Source organism: Thermocatellispora tengchongensis, from assembly GCF_014202315.1.
Classification (GTDB): Bacteria; Actinomycetota; Actinomycetes; order Streptosporangiales; family Streptosporangiaceae; genus Thermocatellispora; species Thermocatellispora tengchongensis.
Genome location: NZ_JACHGN010000028.1, coordinates 89,598 through 108,065, shown reverse-complemented (window position 1 = coordinate 108,065; position 18,468 = coordinate 89,598). Strand labels below are relative to the sequence as shown.

The window sequence follows — 18,468 nt, the reverse complement described above, 5'->3', positions numbered from 1 at the left end:
ACATGCTGGTCGACGCCCACGCCCACCTGCTGCCCCGCGACTACCCGGCCGGCTCCCCCGCGTGCTTCCCGCGCATGGAGCCGATCGACGGCGACACCGCCCGCCTGCTGTTGTTCGGCAACACGCGCTTCCGCGCCCGGGAGGTCTTCTTCGACGCCGAGCGCCGCGTCGAGGCCATGGACGCCTCCGGCGTCACCGCCGAGGTGCTCACGCCCATGCCGCCACTGCTGCGCTACGACTTGCCGCCCGCCGACGGGCTGTCGCTGGCCCGGCACGTCAACGACTTCACCGCGACGCTGTGCGCCACCGCGCCCGACCGGCTCATCGGCTTCGGCCTGGTGCCGATGCAGGACCCGGACGCCGCGACCGCCGAACTGAAGGCGATGCGCGAGATGGGACTGATCGGCGTGGAGATCGCCTCCAACATCCTGGGCGCCTCCATCGGCGAGGAGCGTTTCCTGCCGTTCTTCGCCGAGGCCGAACGCCTGAACATGCCGATCTTCGTGCACGCCCTCCCCGCCCCGACCGGCCGCCTGCCCCGCGCGGCCACGGGCACCTACGTCGTCGGCCTGGAGGGCACCATCGCCGCCGCCTCCCTGATCACCGGCGGCACCGCCGCCAAGTGCCCCGGCCTGCGCGTCTCCTTCAGCCACGCGGCCGGCGGCTTCCCGCTCATCGTCCCCCGCGCCCAGTACTTCTGGTCCGGCACCTGGAACGAGGAGCCCCCGATCCCCGACCGCGCCCTCGCCTGGCACGACGGCCCGTCGCCGCTGGAGTACGCCCGCCGCTTCTACTACGACTCGATGGTCTTCGACCGGCGCGCCCTGCGCTTCCTCATCGACCTGCTCGGCCACGACCGCCTCCTGGTCGGCTCCGACTTCCCCGCCATGGAGCGCGAGCACCCGGCCGACCGCACCCTGCGCTCCCTCGGCCTCCCCGCCCCCGTCCTGGCCGACATCACCTGGCACAACGCCTACCGCTACCTCGGCATCGACCCTCCCGCCGCGCTCGGACCCTGACGCCCGCTGCTTCCCGGTTTGACAAAACGGCTTGCCGTGACGGCAAATGGAGGCATGGCCGACGACGAGTTGGAACACGTGCTGACCGCGGTGGGGCCGCGGCTGCGGGAGTTGCGGCGGGCGCGGGGCACCACGCTGGCGGCGTTGAGCGAGAAGACCGGGATCTCGGTCAGCACGCTCTCGCGGCTGGAGTCGGGGCAGCGCAAGCCGACGCTGGAGCTGCTGCTCCCCCTGGCCAAGGCGTACGCGGTGCCGCTGGACGAGCTGGTCGGCGCGCCCGACACCGGCGATCCGCGGATCACGCCGCGGCCGATCACCCGCGACGGCCGGACGTACGTGCCGCTGACCCGGCATCTGGGCGGGCTGCTGGCGTACAAGCACATCCTCCCGGTGGGCGACGGGCAGGGCCGCAGGCCGCGGCAGGCCACCCACGAGGGCTACGAGTGGCTGTACGTGCTGTCGGGGAAGCTGCGCCTGGCCCTGGGCGAGCACGACCTGGTGCTCGTGCCGGGCGAGGCGGCCGAGTTCGACACCCGGGTGCCGCACGGCTTCGGCAACGCGGGCGACCAGCCGGTGGAGTTCCTCGTCCTGTTCGGGCCGCAGGGCGAGCGCATCCACGTACGGGCCAGGCCGAAGAAGGCCGCGAGCTGAGCCCCGGTCGCGCCCGTCGTCAGCAGTCCCGGCCGCCGGGGGACAGGGAGCGGGCCAGGGCGAGGGCGCCGTGGTCGCCGAGGGCCGTGCCGTGGTGGACGGCGGCGGTGTAGCGGTCCTCGCCCAGGGTGGCGCGTAGGCGCTCGCGGGCCCGGTCCAGCCGCGCCACGTCCTCGCCGTAGACCGGGCCCGCGGTCGTGGAGGCGTCGTGCGCGGCGAGCACGGCGGCGCCGGTCCAGGCCCGTGGGCAGCCGTACGCCTCAGGCCCGCGCCTCCAGCACCAGGTTGTACGGGGTCTCCAGCGCGGTCCTGACCCTGCCGAACCCGGCCTCGCGGAGCACCGCGTGCAGCCGTTCCGGCCCGGCCTGCGCCCCCAGGGCGGCGCCGTGCTGCGCGACCGAGTTCGGCACGCACGCCATGGTGGAGGCGGTGTAGTACCCGAGCGCGACCGGGTCGCCGACGCTGTCCTCCAGCCGGTCGCGCGAGAACGGCTCGACCACCATCAGGGTGCCGCCGGGCGTCAGGGACGACCTGGCCCGCACCGCCGCCTCCACCGGGGCGCCCAGGTCGTGCAGGGCGTCGAAGAAGCAGATCAGGTCCCACGAGCCCGCCGGGTAGGACTCGGAGCCGGCGACCAGGAACTCCACCCGGTCCTCCACCCCCGCCTTGACCGCGGCGGCGCGGGCGGCCAGCACCGACTCCTCGTGGTAGTCCACGCCCAGGAAGTGCGAGCCCGGGAACGCCGTGGCCATCAGGATGGTGGAGGTGCCGTGCCCGCAGCCCACGTCCAGCACGTGCGCCCCGGCGCGCAGCCGGTCGGCCACGCCGTCCAGGGCGGGCAGCCACTGGTCCACCACCGACATCCGGTACAGCGGCTCGAAGAACCGGGCGACACCGGTGTGCAGGCGCGGGTCGTGCTCGTGCCAGCCGACCCCCGCGCCGGTGCGGAAGGCGCCGGCCACGCGGTCGGCCGAGAACCAGAACGCCGCCGCGCACTCCAGCGCGCCGCCCTGGAAGGCCGGCGAGGTCTCGTCGGCCAGGACGGCGGCGTGCTCGTCGGGCAGCTCGAACCGCCCGGTATCGGGGTGGTATCTGACGTGCCCGGCGACGGTCTGCGCCGCCAGCCACTCGCGCAGGTACCGCTCCGCCAGCCCGGTGCGCTCGGCCAGCTCCGCGCTGCCGAGCGGGCCCGCCCCGGCCATGGCCCGCCAGATCCCGAGCCGGTCGCCCAGGTAGCTGAGCAGGACCGCGCCCGTCGCCGCCCGCTTGCGGCCCAGCTCCCCGGCGAACTCCCGCACCCGCTCCACGTTCATGTCAACTGCCTCCTTCGTCGTCGGACTCAGCCAGCGTCGAAGGACGGCCTTTCATCCGCCTGTCGGCGGGATGTCACCCCGCGGGCGCCGCTTCCGGCGCCCGCGCGTGACACGGGGTCACCTGCCGCGCAGGGAGCGGTAGCGGGCCACCAGCGCGGTGGTGGACGAGTCGAGGCCGGGGACCTCGGCGCCCTCGGTCAGGGCGGGCTCGACCCGCTTGGCCAGGACCTTGCCCAGCTCCACGCCCCACTGGTCGAAGCTGTCGATGTCCCAGATCGCGCCCTGCACGAACACCTTGTGCTCGTACAGCGCGACGAGCTGGCCCAGGACCGACGGGTTCAGCTCGGGGGCCAGGATGGTGGTGGTGGGCCGGTTGCCGTGGAAGGTGCGGTGGGGCACCTGCTCGGCGGGCACGCCCTCGGCCCGGACCTCCTCGGCCGTCTTGCCGAAGGCCAGCGCCTGGCCCTGGGCGAACAGGTTGGCCATCAGCAGGTCGTGCTGGGCGGCAGGCTCGGGCGCCAGCTCGGCGTTGGGGCGGGCGAAGCCGATCAGGTCGGCCGGGACGAGCTTGGTGCCCTGGTGCAGGAGCTGGTAGTAGGCGTGCTGGCCGTTGGTGCCGGGCGTGCCCCACACGATCGGGCCGGTCTGCCACTCGACGGGCTCGCCCTGCCGGTCCACCGACTTGCCGTTGGACTCCATGTCGAGCTGCTGCAGGTACGCCGTGAACTTCGACAGGTAGTGCGAGTACGGCAGCACCGCGTGCGACTGGGCGTCGAAGAAGTTGTCGTACCAGATGCCGAGCAGGCCGAGCAGCAGCGGCGCGTTGGCCTCGGGCGGGGCGGTGCGGAAGTGGTCGTCCACGAGCCGGAACCCGGCCAGCATCTCGCGGAACCGCTCCGGGCCGATCGCGATCATCAACGACAGGCCGATCGCGGAGTCGTAGGAGTAGCGCCCGCCGACCCAGTCCCAGAACTCGAACATGTTCTCGGTGTCGATGCCGAACTTGGCGACCTCGGCGGCGTTGGTGGACAGCGCGACGAAGTGCTTGGCGACGGCCGTCTCGCCGGCGCCGAGGCCGGCCAGCAGCCAGGAGCGGGCCGAGGTGGCGTTGGTGACGGTCTCGATGGTGGTGAACGTCTTGGACGCCACGATGAACAGGGTCTCGGCCGGATCGAGGTCGCGCACGGCCTCGTGCAGGTCGGCGCCGTCAACGTTGGACACGAACCGGAAGGTCAGCTCGCGCGCGGTGTAGGGCCGCAGCGCCTCGTACGCCATCGCGGGCCCCAGGTCGGAGCCGCCGATGCCGATGTTGACGACGTTCCTGATCCTGCGGCCGGTCGCGCCGGTCCACGCGCCGGAGCGTACGGCGTCGGCGAACCGCGCCATCTTGTCCAGCACCGCGTGCACCTTGGGCACGACGTTCTCGCCGTCCACCTCGATCACCGCGTCGTACGAGGCGCGCAGCGCGACGTGCAGCACCGCCCGCCGCTCGGTGACATTGATCTTCTCGCCGCGGAACATGGAGTCCCGCAGCCCGGCCACGTCGCGGGCCCTGGCGAGGGCGCGCAGCAGCGCCAGCGTCTCGTCGGTCACCAGGTGCTTGGAGTAGTCCAGGTACAGGTCACCGCAGGTCACCGAGTATCGCTCGGCCCGGCCCGGGTCGTCGGCGAACAGCCGGCGCAGGTGCGTGTCGCCGAACTCCTCGCGGTGCTTGGCCAGCGCCGCCCATTCGGGAAGCCCGTGCAGACGGGTGGTCTCAGGCATGCTCATCCTCCGCCTCCTCGCTGCCGAGCTTAGGACGGCGGGCGCGGCGATGCGGCATCGACATCCCATGCCGTCCCCGGCTCCTCATCAGATCTTCATCTTGCTCTCAGCGCGGGCGAAAAACCCGCTCCTAGCGTCGGAGCCGGAAGTCGAGCGAGAGGGGAGGGCCGCCGTGACGGCTGTGCCGAACGACGCTCCGGCGAGGTCGGAGCCACAGGGGGCGCGCCGGGGCGGCCCGCGATGGGCGCGGCCCGCGCTGCCGGGACTGCTCGCGGCCACCGGGCTGCTCTACGTCTGGGGGCTGGGCGCCTCGGGCTGGGCCAACCCGTACTACTCGGCCGCGGTGCAGGCGGCCACGGAGAGCTGGACGGCGTTCTTCTTCGGCGCCTCGGACGCCGCGGGCGCGATCACCGTGGACAAGACGCCGGCCGCGCTGTGGCCGATGGCGCTCAGCGCGCGGATCTTCGGGCTGAGCTCGTGGAGCATCCTGGTGCCGCAGGCGCTGATGGGCGTGGCCACCGTCGCGGTGGTGTACGCGACCGTACGCCGCCGCTTCCCGGCCTGGGCGGCCCTGGTGGCGGGGGCGGCGATGGCGCTGACCCCGGTGGCGGTGCTGATGTTCCGGTTCAACAACCCGGACGCGCTGCTGGTGCTGCTGCTCACGGTGGCGGCGTACTGCGTGGTGCGGGCGCAGGAGCGCGGCGCGACCCGCTGGCTGGTGCTGGCGGGGGCCGCGCTCGGCTGGGCGTTCCTGGCCAAGATGCTCCAGGCGTTCCTGGTGCTGCCCGGGTTCGCGCTGGTCTACCTGCTCACCGCTCCGGTGACGCTGCGGCGGCGGCTGTGGCAGCTCATGCTCGCGGGGGCGGCGCTGGCGGCGTCGGCCGGGTGGTGGCTGCTGATCGTGGCGCTGGTGCCCGCCGGCTCGCGGCCGTACATCGGGGGGTCGCAGACCAACAGCGTGCTCGAACTGGCGCTGGGCTACAACGGGATCGGGCGGCTGAACGGCGCGAACTACGGCGGGCTGGGCAACACCGACCAGCAGGCGGGCTGGCTGCGGCTGTTCGACACCGAGCTGGGCGGGCAGGTCTCCTGGCTGCTGCCCGCGGCGCTGATCCTGCTCGCGGCCGGCCTCTGGGCGACGAGGAGGGCGCCGCGCACCGACCCCGCCCGCGCGGCGTTCGGGGTGTGGGGCACGTGGCTGCTGGTCACCGGGCTGATCTTCAGCCTGATGCGGGGCATCTTCCACGCGTACTACACGGTGGCGCTGGCCCCGGCCGTCGCCGCGCTGGTCGGCATGGGGGCGGCGGTGCTGTGGCGGCGCAGGCGCGAGCCGGCAGCGGCCGTCACACTGGCCGTGGCCGCGGCCGTCACCGGCTGGTGGGCCTGGGTCCTGCTGGGCCGGACTCCCGGCTGGAACGCGTGGCTGGGCCCGGTGGCACTGGCCGCCGCGCTGGTGCTCGCGGGGGCGATCCTGGCGGCCCGGGTGCTGCCCGCGCGGTTCCTTGCCCTGGCCGGCGCGCTCGCGGTCGTGGTGTCGCTGGCGGGGCCGGCGGCGTACGCGCTGGACACGGCGGCCTCTCCGCACACGGGCGCGATCCCCTCGGCCGGTCCCGCGATGGGCGGCGGGTTCGGCGGCATGCGCGCCGTCGGCCCACGGGACGGCTTCGGCGGCCCCCGGGACGGCCGCCCGGCCGGGCCGCCGCAGGGCATGGGCCGCGGTGGCGGGTTCGGCGGTATGGGGGGTGGGGGCGGGCTGCTGAACGCGACCACGCCGAGCGCCGAGCTGACCGCCCTGCTCCAGCGGGGGGCCGCGGGCCACACCTGGGCGGCGGCCACGGTGGGCTCCAACAACGCCGCGGGCTACCAGCTCGCCTCGGGCGAGCCGGTGATGGCGGTGGGCGGTTTCAACGGCACCGACCCCGCGCCGACGCTGGAGCGCTTCCAGCGGTACGTTGCCGCCGGCGAGATCCACTACTTCCTCGGCGGCGGCATGGGGATGGGCCGGGGCGGGGCCGTGGAGGGCGGCAGCGACGAGGCGGCCCGGATCGCCGAGTGGGTCCGGCAGAACTTCGCGGCGCGGACGGTCGGCGGCGTCACGGTCTACGACCTGAGCACCGGCGAGAGCCCCGCCGCCACGGCGTGAGCGGCGGGGCTCCCCGGTCTCAATGCGCGTACAACTCGAACTCGTACAGCGAGTAGCCGTACGAGGTGGCCCGTTTCACGCCCTGCATGCGCACGTACCTGGCCTGGACGGGGGCGAAGGAGACGTTGTCCACGCCCCCGTTGCCGGTGGTGGTCGAGTACACGGTGGTCCACGACGAGCCGTCGGCCGAGGCCCGGATCGCGTACGCCGACCCGTACGCCGCCTCCCAGCGCAGGATCGCCCGCGCCACGCTCTTGACCGACCCCAGGTCCACCTGGAGGTACTGGTCGTCGCCGGACGCGCTGGACCACCGGGTGCCCGGGTCGCCGTCGATGGCCCTGGCCGCCGGGTAGAGGAAGTTCTGCGTGCTCGACGCGGTGGCCGTGGCGCCGGCGGCCCGGCCGGCCAGGTTGGCCAGGTCGTCGCCGCGCCGCGCCGGGAACGAGACGACCTGCTGGTACGTCGGCCGGTTCTGCCAGCCGATCAGCGCCTGCCTGATCCCGCCCAGCGGCGCGTGGCGGATCGCGTCGGAGCACCACTGGTCGCCCGCCGCGCACACGTCGTCGGCGGGGTAGGTGGTGGCGGCGGGCTCGGCGAGCGCGGCCGACAGGCTCTCCAGCAGCACCGTACGGCAGCCGGCCACGGTGCCGTCGCCGCAGAACCTGCGGGGCAGCGGGCCCGCGACCGGATCGCCGAGCACCGCCCGCAGGTCCTTGTCCACATAGCCCCACCAGCCGTACTGGAAGGCCGAGCCCTTGTGCGGCTGGGCCTCGTTGGCCGAGGTGGGCAGGGACGACACGTCGCCCTGCTGCCGCCCGGACGGCGACTCGTTGATCTGCAGCGCGTCCACCAGGCTCTGGTACAGCCCCTCGCCCAGCCCGGGGCGGAACTGCGCCCGGACCAGCAGGGGCCACCAGGCGTCCAGGATGCGGATCGCGTCGGCGTGCGCGTACGTCCTGCTGCCCGGCGCGGTCTCGACCCGTTTGGCGCCTGCCGAGGCCCAGGCGGACAGCTTGGAGACGGCCGAGGCGAGCGCGGTGTCGGTGACCGGCGCGCTGCCGATCACGCGCAGCAGTTCGGGCAGGACCTCCTTGCCGCGCAGGTCCACGACCCCGGCCTCGGCGACGATCTTCAGGGTGCCGGCCCGGTCCAGCTTGCCCGGCCCGGCCAGGGCCGCCCGCACCGGGTCGTCGAGCAGGTCGCCGCGGTGCACGGCGCCGAAGCTGAAGTTGCCGTCGGCGGCGCCGTAGTCCTTGGCCTGCTTGTTGTTCCAGCTCACGTAGTAGTCCTGGTTCACGCTCTGCGGATGCGAGGACGCGGGCGCGTACGTCGCGGTGTTGGCGTCCGGGTCGAACCCGGCCCACTCGTGCGCCGCGTCGGCGACCATGGGCAGGCTCGGGTCGGACACCGCCGAGCGCACCGGGTTGGCGCCCGACATGAAGTACGCGGCCTCGTCGGCGTTGACGTAGAACCAGTTGAAGGCGAAGGAGATCTTGGAGGCGGAGTTCGTGAACGCCGCCGCGCCGCCCATCTCCGCCGGGTCGTTGAACATCTGGAACCCGATCGCCGAGTCGGCCTCGTGCCGGTAGGTCGAGCGCAGCGCGGTGAACGCGGTGGGCTTGCCGTTCACCATGCCGCGCCAGGTGACCAGGCCGTACTTCGTGCGCTTCATCACCAGGTCGTAGGAGCCGGCCGGGGTGGAGTCGGCCGTGGTCGGCTTCCAGGAGTTGGTCTTGCGCAGCGTCTCCATCGGAGTGCACACGCCGCGGTAGAGGTAGTGGCCGGAGTCCAGGGTGGGCGTGCCGCCGCCGGGGGCGCACAGCTCCACGGCGTAGGTGTCGGTGATGTCCTGGAGGCTGGAGGTGGCGCTCCAGGCGTAGTCGGTGCCCCGGCCGAGCAGCACGTACAGGTTGAGGCCGGCGAACGCCACGCCGCGCGACCGGATGCCGGGGCCCGACAGCTCCTGGAGCATCAGCAGTTGCGGGGCGAAGTAGCCGGTCTGCGGGCCGAAGACGGCGATGGGGTGGCCGGTGGCCGACTCCGCCGCCGAGATCACCACCGCGTTGGACATGCCGGGCTGCGCGCTGTCCACGACCACGCCGTCCAGCGCGCCCGCGGCGGCCGTGGTGGCGGAGGTGGCCGAGCCGGTCTCGTTCTCGGTGATGTCCACGGGGGCGGCGGTGCCCGCGTCGGGCAGCACCACGCCGGTGGCGCCGGACGCGTTCCCGAAGGGGAAGCTCTGCCCGTCGTGCAGGGTGAGCACGGTCTCGGGGTCGTTCTGGGCCCGGAAGGCCGCCCACACCTGGTCGCCCAGCGTCGCGCCGTACTTGGCGCGGGCGGCGACGCGGACGAGCGCGGAGCGCATCTCGGCGCCGCCACCGCCGCCGAACAGGCCGCCGATGACGCCCGCGATGGCGATCAGGTCGGTCATGGTGAAGTGCTTCGGCCCGCCCTGGTTGGTGATCGCGTCGAGATGGCCGGTCAGCACGTACTCGCCGGGGCAGTCGCGCCGGGCCATGCACCGGTCGATGTAGGCGTTGATGCCGTCCACGTACGCGCGGACGTCGTCGTAGAGGAGCCTGCCGCGCTCGCCCTGCTCGCGCAGCCGGTCCACCTGGGCCTCCAGGTCGGCCTCGGTGTACGGCGAGTTGCGCCACACGCTCTGTTCGAGCTCGCGGTTGCCCTGCGCGCCGCCGGCGAACGAGGTCAGCTCGCCCCGGCCGACGTGCCGCATCAGGTCCATCACCCACAGCCGGTCCTGGGCGCCGGCGTACCCGGCGCCGAACATCGTGCCCGCCCGGGTCGTGCCGGTGATGTGCGGGACGCCGGTGGCCCGGTCGCGGACGATGGTGACGTCCGAGCGGGGCGAGACGGTGCTCTCCACCTGCCCGGCCGGCACGCCGAAGGAGGCGTCGTTGAAGAAGGCGTTGATCTGGTCCTCGGTCAGGCCGGTGTAGCCCGACACGAGGGAGGCGTACTTGCCGAGCTGGTCGCCGGAGTGGGCGGGCATGGCGCCGAACGCCTGGTTGGCCAGGATCTCGACCAGCGTCGCGTTGCCGTTCTGGCCGGGCGGCAGCACGTCGGCGCACTGGCCGAGGCAGTGGTCGTCGGGTGGGTAGGCGGGCGCCGCGAGGGGGGCCGCGGAGGCGGGGGCGGCGGTGACGGTGAGGCCGGGCGCGAGGAGCGCGAACGCGGCCAGGGTGACGAGGGTACGGCGAAGACGGGTGCGCACAGGGGGACCCCCACTGAACATGAGGTGTGCTCAACTCTTGCGAGGACCATACGCCCCCACCCCCGGCAGAGCAATGATCGGTTCTCCGCTCCTCGCCCGGCGGCCACACCGTCTACACCCGGACCTCCTGGCGCAGGAAGGAGACGTACGCGACGGCGAACAGCACCACGGTCAGCGCGACGAGGCCGGCCATCTGCGGCCAGACCAGGAGCATGCTCTCGCCGAGCGGGAGCTGCGTCGGCACCGCGCGGAAGGTCTGCTCGGGCAGGATCACGCCCAGCGTGCGCAGCTCCGGGGTGAGCAGGGCGGCGGTGACCTCCTCATACACCAGGGCCGGGGACGCGCGGCCGAGCGCCTGCTGCAGTTCGGCCTCGGCCACCGAGCCCGGCTCGGCGAGCAGGCCCGCGGCGATCTGCACCAGCAGCCCGGCCAGGAGCGAGAGCACCAGCCACGCGCCGATGGCGGTCAGCGCCGCGGTGGCGGCGCGCTGGAGCAGGATCGACAACATCAGCGCGAAGGCCAGCCACACGCCGATGTAGACGATCGACACCAGCAGATAGACCAGCAGCCGTCCGATGTCCTCCGCGCGGGGCACCACCCCCAGGCGCACCATGCCGACCGCGGCGACGATCGCCATCAGCGCGGTGAGCAGCATGCCGATGACGGCGAGCCCGGCCACGAACTTGCCGTTGACCACGTCGTCACGGTGGATCGGCTGGGCCAGCAGGCGGGGCAGCGTGCGCTGGGCCCGCTCGGAGCTGATCGCGTCGAAGCCGAACGCGATGCCGAGCAGCGGGCCGATCAGCGCGACGAAGTTCACGAACGCGAACGGGGTGTTCTCGATCGCGACCGTGAACAGCTTCAGGAACAGCGAGGGGTCGTCGCTCGCCTGCGCGGCGACGTCGCGGATGCGGCCACCGGCGGCGTACACCGCGGCGATGCCGGTGAGGGCGAGCAGCGCCGCGACCACCAGCAGCCGCGCCGAGCGCAGGTGGTCGGCGATCTCCTTGCGCGCGACCGCGCGCCATCCGGCGGGCGGGCGCGCCGGGGCCTCAGTCAGTGCGTTCATGGAAGTACCGGTGGTAGATCTCGTCCAGATGGCTGCTGCGCTGCCGCAGGTGCAGCAGCGTGTGACCCGCGGTGGTCAGCGCGTCGGCGATCCGGCCGCGCATGTCCTGCTCGCACACGGCCAGCAGCAGATCGCCCTCGCGCTCCACCTCCTGTACGCCGTCGAGCTTGGCGACGCGCTGGGCGGCGGTGCCCGCGTCGTCGGCCACGCCGACCTCCACGACCGTGCGCCCGCCGGACAGGCGCCGGGACAGCTCCTCCACCGACCCGTCGGCCACCAACCGGCCCCGCACGAAGATGCCGACCCGGTCGCACACCTCCTGCACCTGGTGGAGCAGGTGCGAGGAGAGCAGGATCGTCATCCCGTGCTCGGCGCGCAGGGTGCGGATCAGGGCCAGCACGCGCTGCACGCCCTCGGGGTCGATGGCGATGGTCGGCTCGTCCAGGATCATCACCGAGGGCCGCTTGACCAGCGCGTCGGCGATGCCGAGCCGTTGCACCATGCCCCGCGAATACGCCCCCGCCCGGGTGTCGGCCGCGTCGGCCAGGCCGACCTGCTCCAGCGCGTCGGCGATGCGGTCCTCGGCGGAGCGGATGCCGTTCAGGCGGGCGGTGTAGCGCAGGTTCTCGCGGCCGGTGAGGGTGGGGTAGAACCCGACCGAGTCGGGCACGTACCCCACCTGCCGCTTGACCGCGACGGCCTCCCGCGCCGGGTCCAGCCCCAGCACCCGCACGCTGCCCGCCGTCGGCTCGCACAGGCCGAGCAGGGTGAGGATGGTGGTCGTCTTCCCGGCGCCGTTGGGCCCGAGCAGCCCGTAGACCTCGCCGCGCCGCACCTCCAGGTCCAGGTCGCGCACCGCGGTGACCTCGCCGTACCGCTTGGTCAGCCCCTGTATGGAGATGACAGGGCCGTCCATCTCCGCATCACCTCAGCGCCGGCCGTAGACCCGGAAGACGTACCACAGGCCGGCCGCGACCGCGACGATGACCAGCACCCCGGCCAGGCCCCACCACCGGGAGGTCTCCACCGTGTAGCGGATGTCGGCCGAGGACTGCTGGCCGTCCTTCTGCGCGGTGAGCGTGACCATGTAGTCGCCGGTCACGGCGTCGTCGGAGGGCGTGACCACGGCGGTGACCCGGGCGGTCTGCCGCGGCGCCAGGTTCACCGTCGCCGGCTCGAAGGTCACCTGCCACCCGCTGGGCGGCGAGGACGTCAGGCTCACCCCGGTCAGCGGCGCGGTGCCCTTGTTGGACAGCACCAGCGGGATGCGGGTGCGCTCGCCGGTGGAGCCGGAGGCGTTCAGCCGCTCGTCCGGGGTGCTGAGCGTCATCTCGGCGCTGCCGGTGATCTGCGCGGCCAGCTCGGCGGCGGCCTCACGCTCGCCCCCGCCCGCGGCGAGCCGGATCGGGTACGTGCCGGCGGTCACGGTGTCGGGCGGATCGGCGGTGACGTCGATGGTGGCGGTGCCGCCGGCGTCCACCTTGACGGTGCGGGCGCGGTCCTGGCCGGACGGATGCGCCGAGACCTCCCAGCCGGACGGGCCGGTGGCCGACAGCGCGAACTCGGTCTCCCTGGACGTGTCGTTGCGCAGCGTGACCGAGTAGCTGAAGGTGTCGGTGGCGGTGCCGGTGAGCTGGGCGAACTCGGCCTCCAGGCCGACCGAGCCGCCCTTGCCGCCGCGTACGGACAGCGAGACGGGCAGGCGGGAGCGCTCGCCGTCCTCGCCGGTGGCGATCACGGTCACCCTGCGGGTGCCGTCGGCGTCGGCGGGCACGGTCACGTCGAGGGTGACCTCGGTGTCGTCGGCCCGCACGCTGGAGACGACGAAGCCGCCGCCGCGCAGCGTCGTACGCCACCCCTTCGGCGCGTCCACGTCGAGATCGACGCGCTGGGGCGGCGAGGAGTCGATGGTCAGATCCAGGCTGACGTTGTCACCGGGTTCGACGACCACCGCGGGATACGGGGTGGACAGGGAGATGGCCGCGTGGGCGGCGGGTGCGGCGACCGTCTGCCAGCCGAGCAGGAGCGCCAGGGCGGCCAGGAGCGCGGCGGTCCTGCGGAAGGCCGGGGCGGAGGTCGCACGTCGGGGGCGTAAGGGATGCGCAAGGGCGAAGCGTGGCATCGGACCCAAACCTCCCTTGAGTGACCGGTCCGATCCTCCAAGTGAAGTTGGAGAGAATGTATAGCTGAAGGAGTAGCTCCTGGCAAGGGCGCCGAATCCGCCGACTTCAGGGCGCGGATGTTGCCGCCGCGGCCCGCTGGTGCTACACACATTGTTGGCACTCTAGGCATGAGAGTGCCAACACATCTTGGATCGGACGGCAAGGCCGCCCGCGCACGCGAGGCGGCCGTCCGTCGCGGGTGCCGTTCGGCCACCAGACATGCATCCTGCGAGTGGAGTGGAATCCATGGCAGCCAAGATGATCACCTACCAGGAGGACGCGCGGCGCGGCCTGGAGCGCGGCATGAACCAGCTCGCCGACGCCGTGAAGGTCACGCTCGGCCCCGGGGGCCGCAACGTCGTGCTGGAGAAGAAGTGGGGCGCCCCCACGATCACCAACGACGGCGTGTCCATCGCCAAGGAGATCGAGCTGGCCGACCCGTGGGAGCGGATCGGCGCCGAACTGGTCAAGGAAGTCGCCAAGAAGACCGACGACGTCGCGGGCGACGGCACCACCACCGCCACCGTGCTGGCCCAGGCACTGGTGCGCGAGGGCCTGCGCAACGTGGCGGCCGGCGCCAACCCGATGGAGATCAAGCGGGGCATCGAGGCCGCCGTCGAGCGGATGAGCGAGAAGCTCTCCGAGCTCTCCCGCGACCTGCGCGGCAAGGAGGAGATCGCGGCCACGGCGTCCATCTCGGCGGGCGGCGACACCGCCATCGGCGACATGATCGCCGAGGCGATGGACAAGGTCGGCAAGGACGGCGTCATCACCGTCGAGGAGAGCAACACCTTCGGCCTGGAGCTGGAGCTCACCGAGGGCATGCGCTTCGACAAGGGCTACATCTCGCACTACTTCGTCACCGACTCCGACCGCATGGAGGCGGTGCTCGAAGACCCGTACGTCCTGATCGTCAACAGCAAGCTGTCCGCCAACAAGGACCTGGTTCCGCTGCTGGACAAGGTCGTGCAGGCCGGCAAGCCGCTGCTGGTCATCGCCGAGGACGTCGAGGGCGAGGCCCTGGCCACCCTGGTCGTGAACAAGATCCGCGGCCTGCTGCGTACGGTGGCGGTCAAGGCGCCCGGCTTCGGCGACCGCCGCAAGGCCATGCTCGGCGACATCGCCACCCTCACCGGCGGCCAGGTCATCGCCGAGGAGCTGGGCCTGAAGGTCGAGACGGCGACGCTGGACCTCCTCGGCCGCGCCCGCAAGGTCGTCGTCACCAAGGACGAGACCACGATCGTGGACGGCGCGGGCGACGCGGAGCAGATCGCGGGCCGGGTGAACCAGATCCGCGCCGAGATCGACAAGACCGACTCCGACTACGACCGCGAGAAGCTCCAGGAGCGCCTGGCCAAGCTCTCGGGCGGCGTGGCGGTCATCAAGGCCGGCGCCGCGACCGAGGTCGAGCTGAAGGAGCGCAAGCACCGCATCGAGGACGCCGTCCGCAACGCCAAGGCGGCCGTCGAGGAGGGCATCGTCCCCGGCGGCGGCGTGGCCCTGGTCCTCGCCGCCCGCACGGCCTTCGACAAGCTCGACCTCACCGGCGACGAGCAGGTGGGCGCCGACATCGTCCGCCGCGCCGTGGCCGAGCCCCTGAAGCAGATCGCCGTCAACGCCGGCCTGGAAGGCGGCGTCGTGGTGGAGAAGGTCAAGACCCTCGAACCCGGCTGGGGCCTCAACGCCGCCACCGGCGAGTACGTCGACATGCTCGAAGCCGGCGTCATCGACCCCACCAAGGTCACCCGCTCCGCCCTCCAGAACGCCGCCTCCATCGCGGCCCTGTTCCTGACCACCGAAGCCGTGGTGGCCGAAAAGCCCGAGGAGAACAAGAAGGACACCTCCACCCCCGCCCTCGACTGACCCCGAGGCCCCGGCCCCTCCCACCGGGTCCTGGACGCGGCGTCCCGGACGCGCTGCCGCCGCAGGACCGCCCTGCCGCGCTCCAGGGGCCGACTGCGGTCGCGGCGCCGCCCCGGCACGGCCCAGGAGGCACGCCACGGGCAGCGCCGGCTGCCCTGGCGGGGCGTCGCCCCGCCCCACTCGCAGAGCCGACCTGCGGCGGTCACAGCGCACAGCTACTGCGGTGACGGCGCCAACCCGCCACCCGTACCCGGTCCCGCCGACCGGGGCGGGGCGGGACCTGCGTTGCAGCGCGGCCCCGTCACCGTGGCACCCGCACATGACCGCTGCGCGCAGGGGCAGGGCGCCCCCCTCCGAGCAGGGCGCTGCCGGGGTGGGGCCTCGCCGCCGGACTGCCCATGGCAGCGCCGGCCTGCCTCGGTCACGCACGCGCTGGGCCCGCGCACGGCCGGTTTGCCGAGCGGAGTGTCTCGCTGCCGACGGCTCGGGTGTAGGGCACCGGCCGGGAGGCACGCCACGGGCGGTGGTCGGGTCCGTCTGGGGTCGGCTGCCATCCCGTCTGTGGGTCGGGTCCGTCTGGGGTCGGGGCCCATCCCGTCTGGCCGGATGCCCGTCCCGGGTGGGGCGGGTGCGGAGGAGGTCTGTCGTCCGGAGCGCAAGTCCGGCTCGCTGTCGGCCCACAGCGGTGCCAGTGGGGCGGGTGGGGCGGGACCTTGTCAGTCGCGCTGGTCGGGGCGTTGACCAGGGGAAATATCCCAGGACTACAGGTTGCATCTACACACAGAGCGAGCTAACTTATAACTGAAGTTGGAGGTTCCAGTCCAGCGAGGGAGGTTGGACATGCTCTTGACTTCGATCGACCCGTTCATGCAGGAGTTCGAGCGTCAGTTCAGCCGGCTGGCCCGGCAGACCTTCGGCAACGGTCCGGTGATGCCGCTCGACGGGGTCCGGCGCGAGGGCGACGTGATGCTCAGGTTCGATCTGCCGGGGATCGACCCGGGTTCCATCGAGGTGACGGTGGACCGCGGCGTGCTGACGGTCAGCGCGCGTCGTGAGGAGGAGATCGGCGAGAACGAGCAGGTGTTCGTGCGCGAGCGGCCGATGGGCACCTTCACCAGGCGCGTCTACCTGTCCGAGCACCTCGACTCCGAGAAGATCGACGCCCGGTACGACAACGGCGTACTGGAGGTGCGCATCCCGGTTCTGGAGCGTGCCAGGCCGCGCAAGGTCGAGGTCCAGCGCGGCGAGACGAAGGCCATCAACGCCTGAACGGGCCGTACGGACGGCGCGGGCCGCGTCCCGGCCCGCGCGTCCGCGTACCAGGGAGGTCGTGATGTCCACACTGCCGTTCGACAACGAGCACGCGCCGCTCTACTCGCTGGGGCAGGTCGCCGAGATGCTCCAGGTGCAGCACGCCTACCTGCGCCGCCTGGACCAGCAGGAGATCGTCAGCCCGCGCCGCTCCAGCGGGGGCCAGCGCCGCTACTCGCGGCGCGACATCATGACCCTCCAGCACGTCACCCGGATGACCGGCCAGGGCATGACCCTGGTGGCCATCCGCCGCATCCTCGAACTCGAACGCGAGCTGGACGAGATCCGCAAGGAACTCGACGCCGCTCGCGCCAGGCTCAGGGAGCGGGAGCACCGGCCGGAACTCGCCGATACCGGCTGATCTCCCCGCAGCCCGGGTTCGAGGCGTGGCCGGAGGGCGGGGGACGCGCCGCTCCGGCCGCCGATCGATTCCCCTAGGAGGTGCTCGATGGACAGGAAGTGGGTGCGCTGGCAGGACTGGGTGGCGTTCGCCGCCGGTCTGGTGACCGCGCTGACCCCGATCTGGGCCGCCCCCGACGAGGCGCGCGGCACCTGGGCGCTGGTCGTCCTGGGTGTGCTGCTCGCCGCCGGGGCCCTGTGGTCGCTGGCCGTCCCCGAGGCCGTGCTCAGCGAGTGGACGCACGTCGTGCTCGGCGTGCTGCTGTTCGTCTCGCCGTGGGTGTTCGGCTTCCAGGACGTCGCGGTCGCCGCGTGGACGGCGTGGATCGCCGGCGTGCTCGCCGTGGCGGCCGGCCTCTGGGTCGCCCTGCCGCAGGTGCAGAGCAGGCGTTCCGCGCACGCGTGACCCGCGGGACGCCGATGGAGGCAGGACGTCTGCTGCGCTTCCTCGCCGAGGGCGGCATGGCCGGGCAGGGCCGTGCCGCCGGCGCCGCCCCGGCGGCGGGGGCGCGCTCCGAACCGGCCGAGCCGGCGCCCACGGCAGGGCCCGGACCGCGCCGGGGCTGAGCCCGGGGGCACGGATCGTGCCGGGGTTGAGGCCAAGGGCCCCGGCCGAGCGTACGAGACCGTCGAGCCCGTCCTCGTCGGCCCGCTGTTTTGGGCGGGCCGACGAGGACGGGCGTTTTCTTGGGAGTCCGGCACGAACCGCCCGCCTCGTGCCTGGCATACCGTCGCGGGGGACATGGCGACGGAAGGCGGGCAGGTGAGCGAACCGGTGGTGCGCGAGCTGCGGGACGTCGAGGACATGGAGGACGTCCGGCTGCTGTTCGACCGCATCTGGGGGCCGGACCCCGGTGGTGCGGCGGTGACGGTGGAGCTGTTGCGGGCTCTGGCGCACTCGGGCAACTATGTCGCGGGGGCGTACCAGGGCGGCACGCTGGTGGGGGCGTCGGTGGGGTTCCTGGGCCGGCCGGCGGGCGAGGTGCTGCACTCGCACATCACCGGCGCGGCGAGCGGGCGCGGGATCGGGCTGGCGCTGAAGCTGCACCAGCGCGAGTGGGCGCTGCGGCACGGACTGGCCCGGATCACCTGGACCTTCGACCCCCTGGTCCGGCGCAACGCGCACTTCAACCTGGCCAAGCTGGGCGCCCGGCCGGAGGAGTACCTGACCTCGTTCTACGGCCCGATGGACGACGCGATCAACGCCGGCGACGAGAGCGATCGGCTGCTGGCCGTGTGGCGGCTGGCGGAGGCGCACCCGGCCGTCGCGGTCCCCGCCGGTACGCCCATGGCGCTCGGCGTGCGGGACGGGCTGCCGGTGGCCGGGGCCGTGGACGGCGCGGGCACGGTGCTGGTCGCGCTGCCCGAGGACATCGAGGGGATGCGCCGGCGCGATCCGGGCGCCGCCAAGGCGTGGCGGCACGCGCTGCGCGAGGTGCTGGGCGGATTGATGGTTGCGGGCGGCCGGGTCACCGGTTTTCATGACAAGTCGTACTACGTGGTTGAGCGAGGTGCCCTGTGATCCCTCCCGTCACCGGAATC

General features: G+C 73.0%; 16 protein-coding genes. 9 read left to right on the top strand and 7 right to left on the bottom strand.

Annotated features, from left to right (window positions below):
- The first annotated feature begins 2 nt into the window (after positions 1–2).
- A complete protein-coding gene (locus HNP84_RS44225) occupies positions 3–1,019 on the top strand; it encodes an amidohydrolase family protein (RefSeq protein ID WP_185056094.1) in 1,017 nt (338 codons plus the stop codon).
- Positions 1,020–1,073: 54 nt separating this feature from the next.
- Positions 1,074–1,670 (top strand): helix-turn-helix domain-containing protein, encoded by a 597-nt coding sequence (locus HNP84_RS44220; protein ID WP_185056093.1) that lies wholly within the window; start codon positions 1,074–1,076, stop codon positions 1,668–1,670.
- Positions 1,671–1,689: 19 nt separating this feature from the next.
- Here HNP84_RS44220 and HNP84_RS44215 read toward each other — a convergent pair whose 3' ends face one another.
- From HNP84_RS44215 to pgi, 3 genes are all read right to left on the bottom strand, one after another.
- Positions 1,690–1,893 (bottom strand): hypothetical protein, encoded by a 204-nt coding sequence (locus HNP84_RS44215; RefSeq protein ID WP_185056092.1) that lies wholly within the window; start codon positions 1,891–1,893, stop codon positions 1,690–1,692.
- Between the two features lie 37 nt (positions 1,894–1,930).
- Positions 1,931–2,983 carry a class I SAM-dependent methyltransferase gene (locus HNP84_RS44210; RefSeq protein ID WP_185056091.1) on the bottom strand — a complete coding sequence of 351 codons (1,053 nt, stop codon included), beginning with the start codon at positions 2,981–2,983 and terminating at the stop codon, positions 1,931–1,933.
- Positions 2,984–3,100: 117 nt separating this feature from the next.
- Positions 3,101–4,753 carry a glucose-6-phosphate isomerase gene (gene pgi / locus HNP84_RS44205; RefSeq protein ID WP_185056090.1) on the bottom strand — a complete coding sequence of 551 codons (1,653 nt, stop codon included), beginning with the start codon at positions 4,751–4,753 and terminating at the stop codon, positions 3,101–3,103.
- 166 nt (positions 4,754–4,919) lie between these two features.
- On the opposite strand from pgi, the gene HNP84_RS44200 reads away from it, so the two are divergent.
- Positions 4,920–6,890: a glycosyltransferase family 39 protein gene (locus tag HNP84_RS44200; RefSeq protein ID WP_312927062.1), complete on the top strand. Its 1,971-nt coding sequence runs from the start codon at positions 4,920–4,922 to the stop codon at positions 6,888–6,890.
- Positions 6,891–6,909: 19 nt separating this feature from the next.
- On the opposite strand, the gene HNP84_RS44195 is transcribed toward HNP84_RS44200, so the two are convergent.
- From HNP84_RS44195 to HNP84_RS44180, 4 genes are all read right to left on the bottom strand, one after another.
- Positions 6,910–10,143, bottom strand: coding sequence for a penicillin acylase family protein (locus HNP84_RS44195; protein ID WP_185056088.1), 3,234 nt, complete (start codon positions 10,141–10,143; stop codon positions 6,910–6,912).
- Between the two features lie 91 nt (positions 10,144–10,234).
- Complete coding sequence (locus HNP84_RS44190) at positions 10,235–11,191, bottom strand: ABC transporter permease (RefSeq protein ID WP_185056087.1); 957 nt, start codon at positions 11,189–11,191, stop codon at positions 10,235–10,237.
- The gene (locus HNP84_RS44185) at positions 11,175–12,107 is read right to left on the bottom strand and encodes an ABC transporter ATP-binding protein (RefSeq protein ID WP_185056086.1); all 933 of its coding nucleotides are present in this window, start codon (positions 12,105–12,107) and stop codon (positions 11,175–11,177) included. Before HNP84_RS44185 ends, HNP84_RS44190 begins: the two co-directional genes overlap by 17 nt.
- A 12-nt stretch (positions 12,108–12,119) precedes the next feature.
- A complete protein-coding gene (locus HNP84_RS44180; protein WP_185056085.1) occupies positions 12,120–13,313 on the bottom strand; it encodes a COG1470 family protein in 1,194 nt (397 codons plus the stop codon).
- A gap of 286 nt (positions 13,314–13,599) precedes the next feature.
- Between HNP84_RS44180 and groL the strand changes: the two genes are divergently transcribed.
- The 6 genes from groL to HNP84_RS44150 all read left to right on the top strand — a co-directional run bounded on the left by groL (position 13,600) and on the right by HNP84_RS44150 (position 18,448).
- Positions 13,600–15,216 (top strand): chaperonin GroEL, encoded by a 1,617-nt coding sequence (groL, locus tag HNP84_RS44175; protein WP_185056084.1) that lies wholly within the window; start codon positions 13,600–13,602, stop codon positions 15,214–15,216.
- Positions 15,217–16,056: 840 nt separating this feature from the next.
- On the top strand, positions 16,057–16,485 hold the full coding sequence (locus HNP84_RS44170; RefSeq protein ID WP_185056083.1) for an Hsp20/alpha crystallin family protein: 429 nt from the start codon (positions 16,057–16,059) through the stop codon (positions 16,483–16,485).
- A 64-nt stretch (positions 16,486–16,549) separates the two neighbouring features.
- Positions 16,550–16,888 (top strand): MerR family transcriptional regulator, encoded by a 339-nt coding sequence (locus tag HNP84_RS44165; RefSeq protein WP_221337528.1) that lies wholly within the window; start codon positions 16,550–16,552, stop codon positions 16,886–16,888.
- Between the two features lie 87 nt (positions 16,889–16,975).
- Entirely contained in the window at positions 16,976–17,332 is a 357-nt protein-coding gene (locus HNP84_RS44160) for an SPW repeat protein (RefSeq protein ID WP_185056081.1), read from the top strand.
- A gap of 14 nt (positions 17,333–17,346) precedes the next feature.
- The gene (locus HNP84_RS44155; RefSeq protein WP_185056080.1) at positions 17,347–17,493 is read left to right on the top strand and encodes a hypothetical protein; all 147 of its coding nucleotides are present in this window, start codon (positions 17,347–17,349) and stop codon (positions 17,491–17,493) included.
- Between the two features lie 175 nt (positions 17,494–17,668).
- Positions 17,669–18,448 (top strand): GNAT family N-acetyltransferase, encoded by a 780-nt coding sequence (locus tag HNP84_RS44150; RefSeq protein WP_221337527.1) that lies wholly within the window; start codon positions 17,669–17,671, stop codon positions 18,446–18,448.
- Positions 18,449–18,468 lie beyond the last annotated feature (20 nt).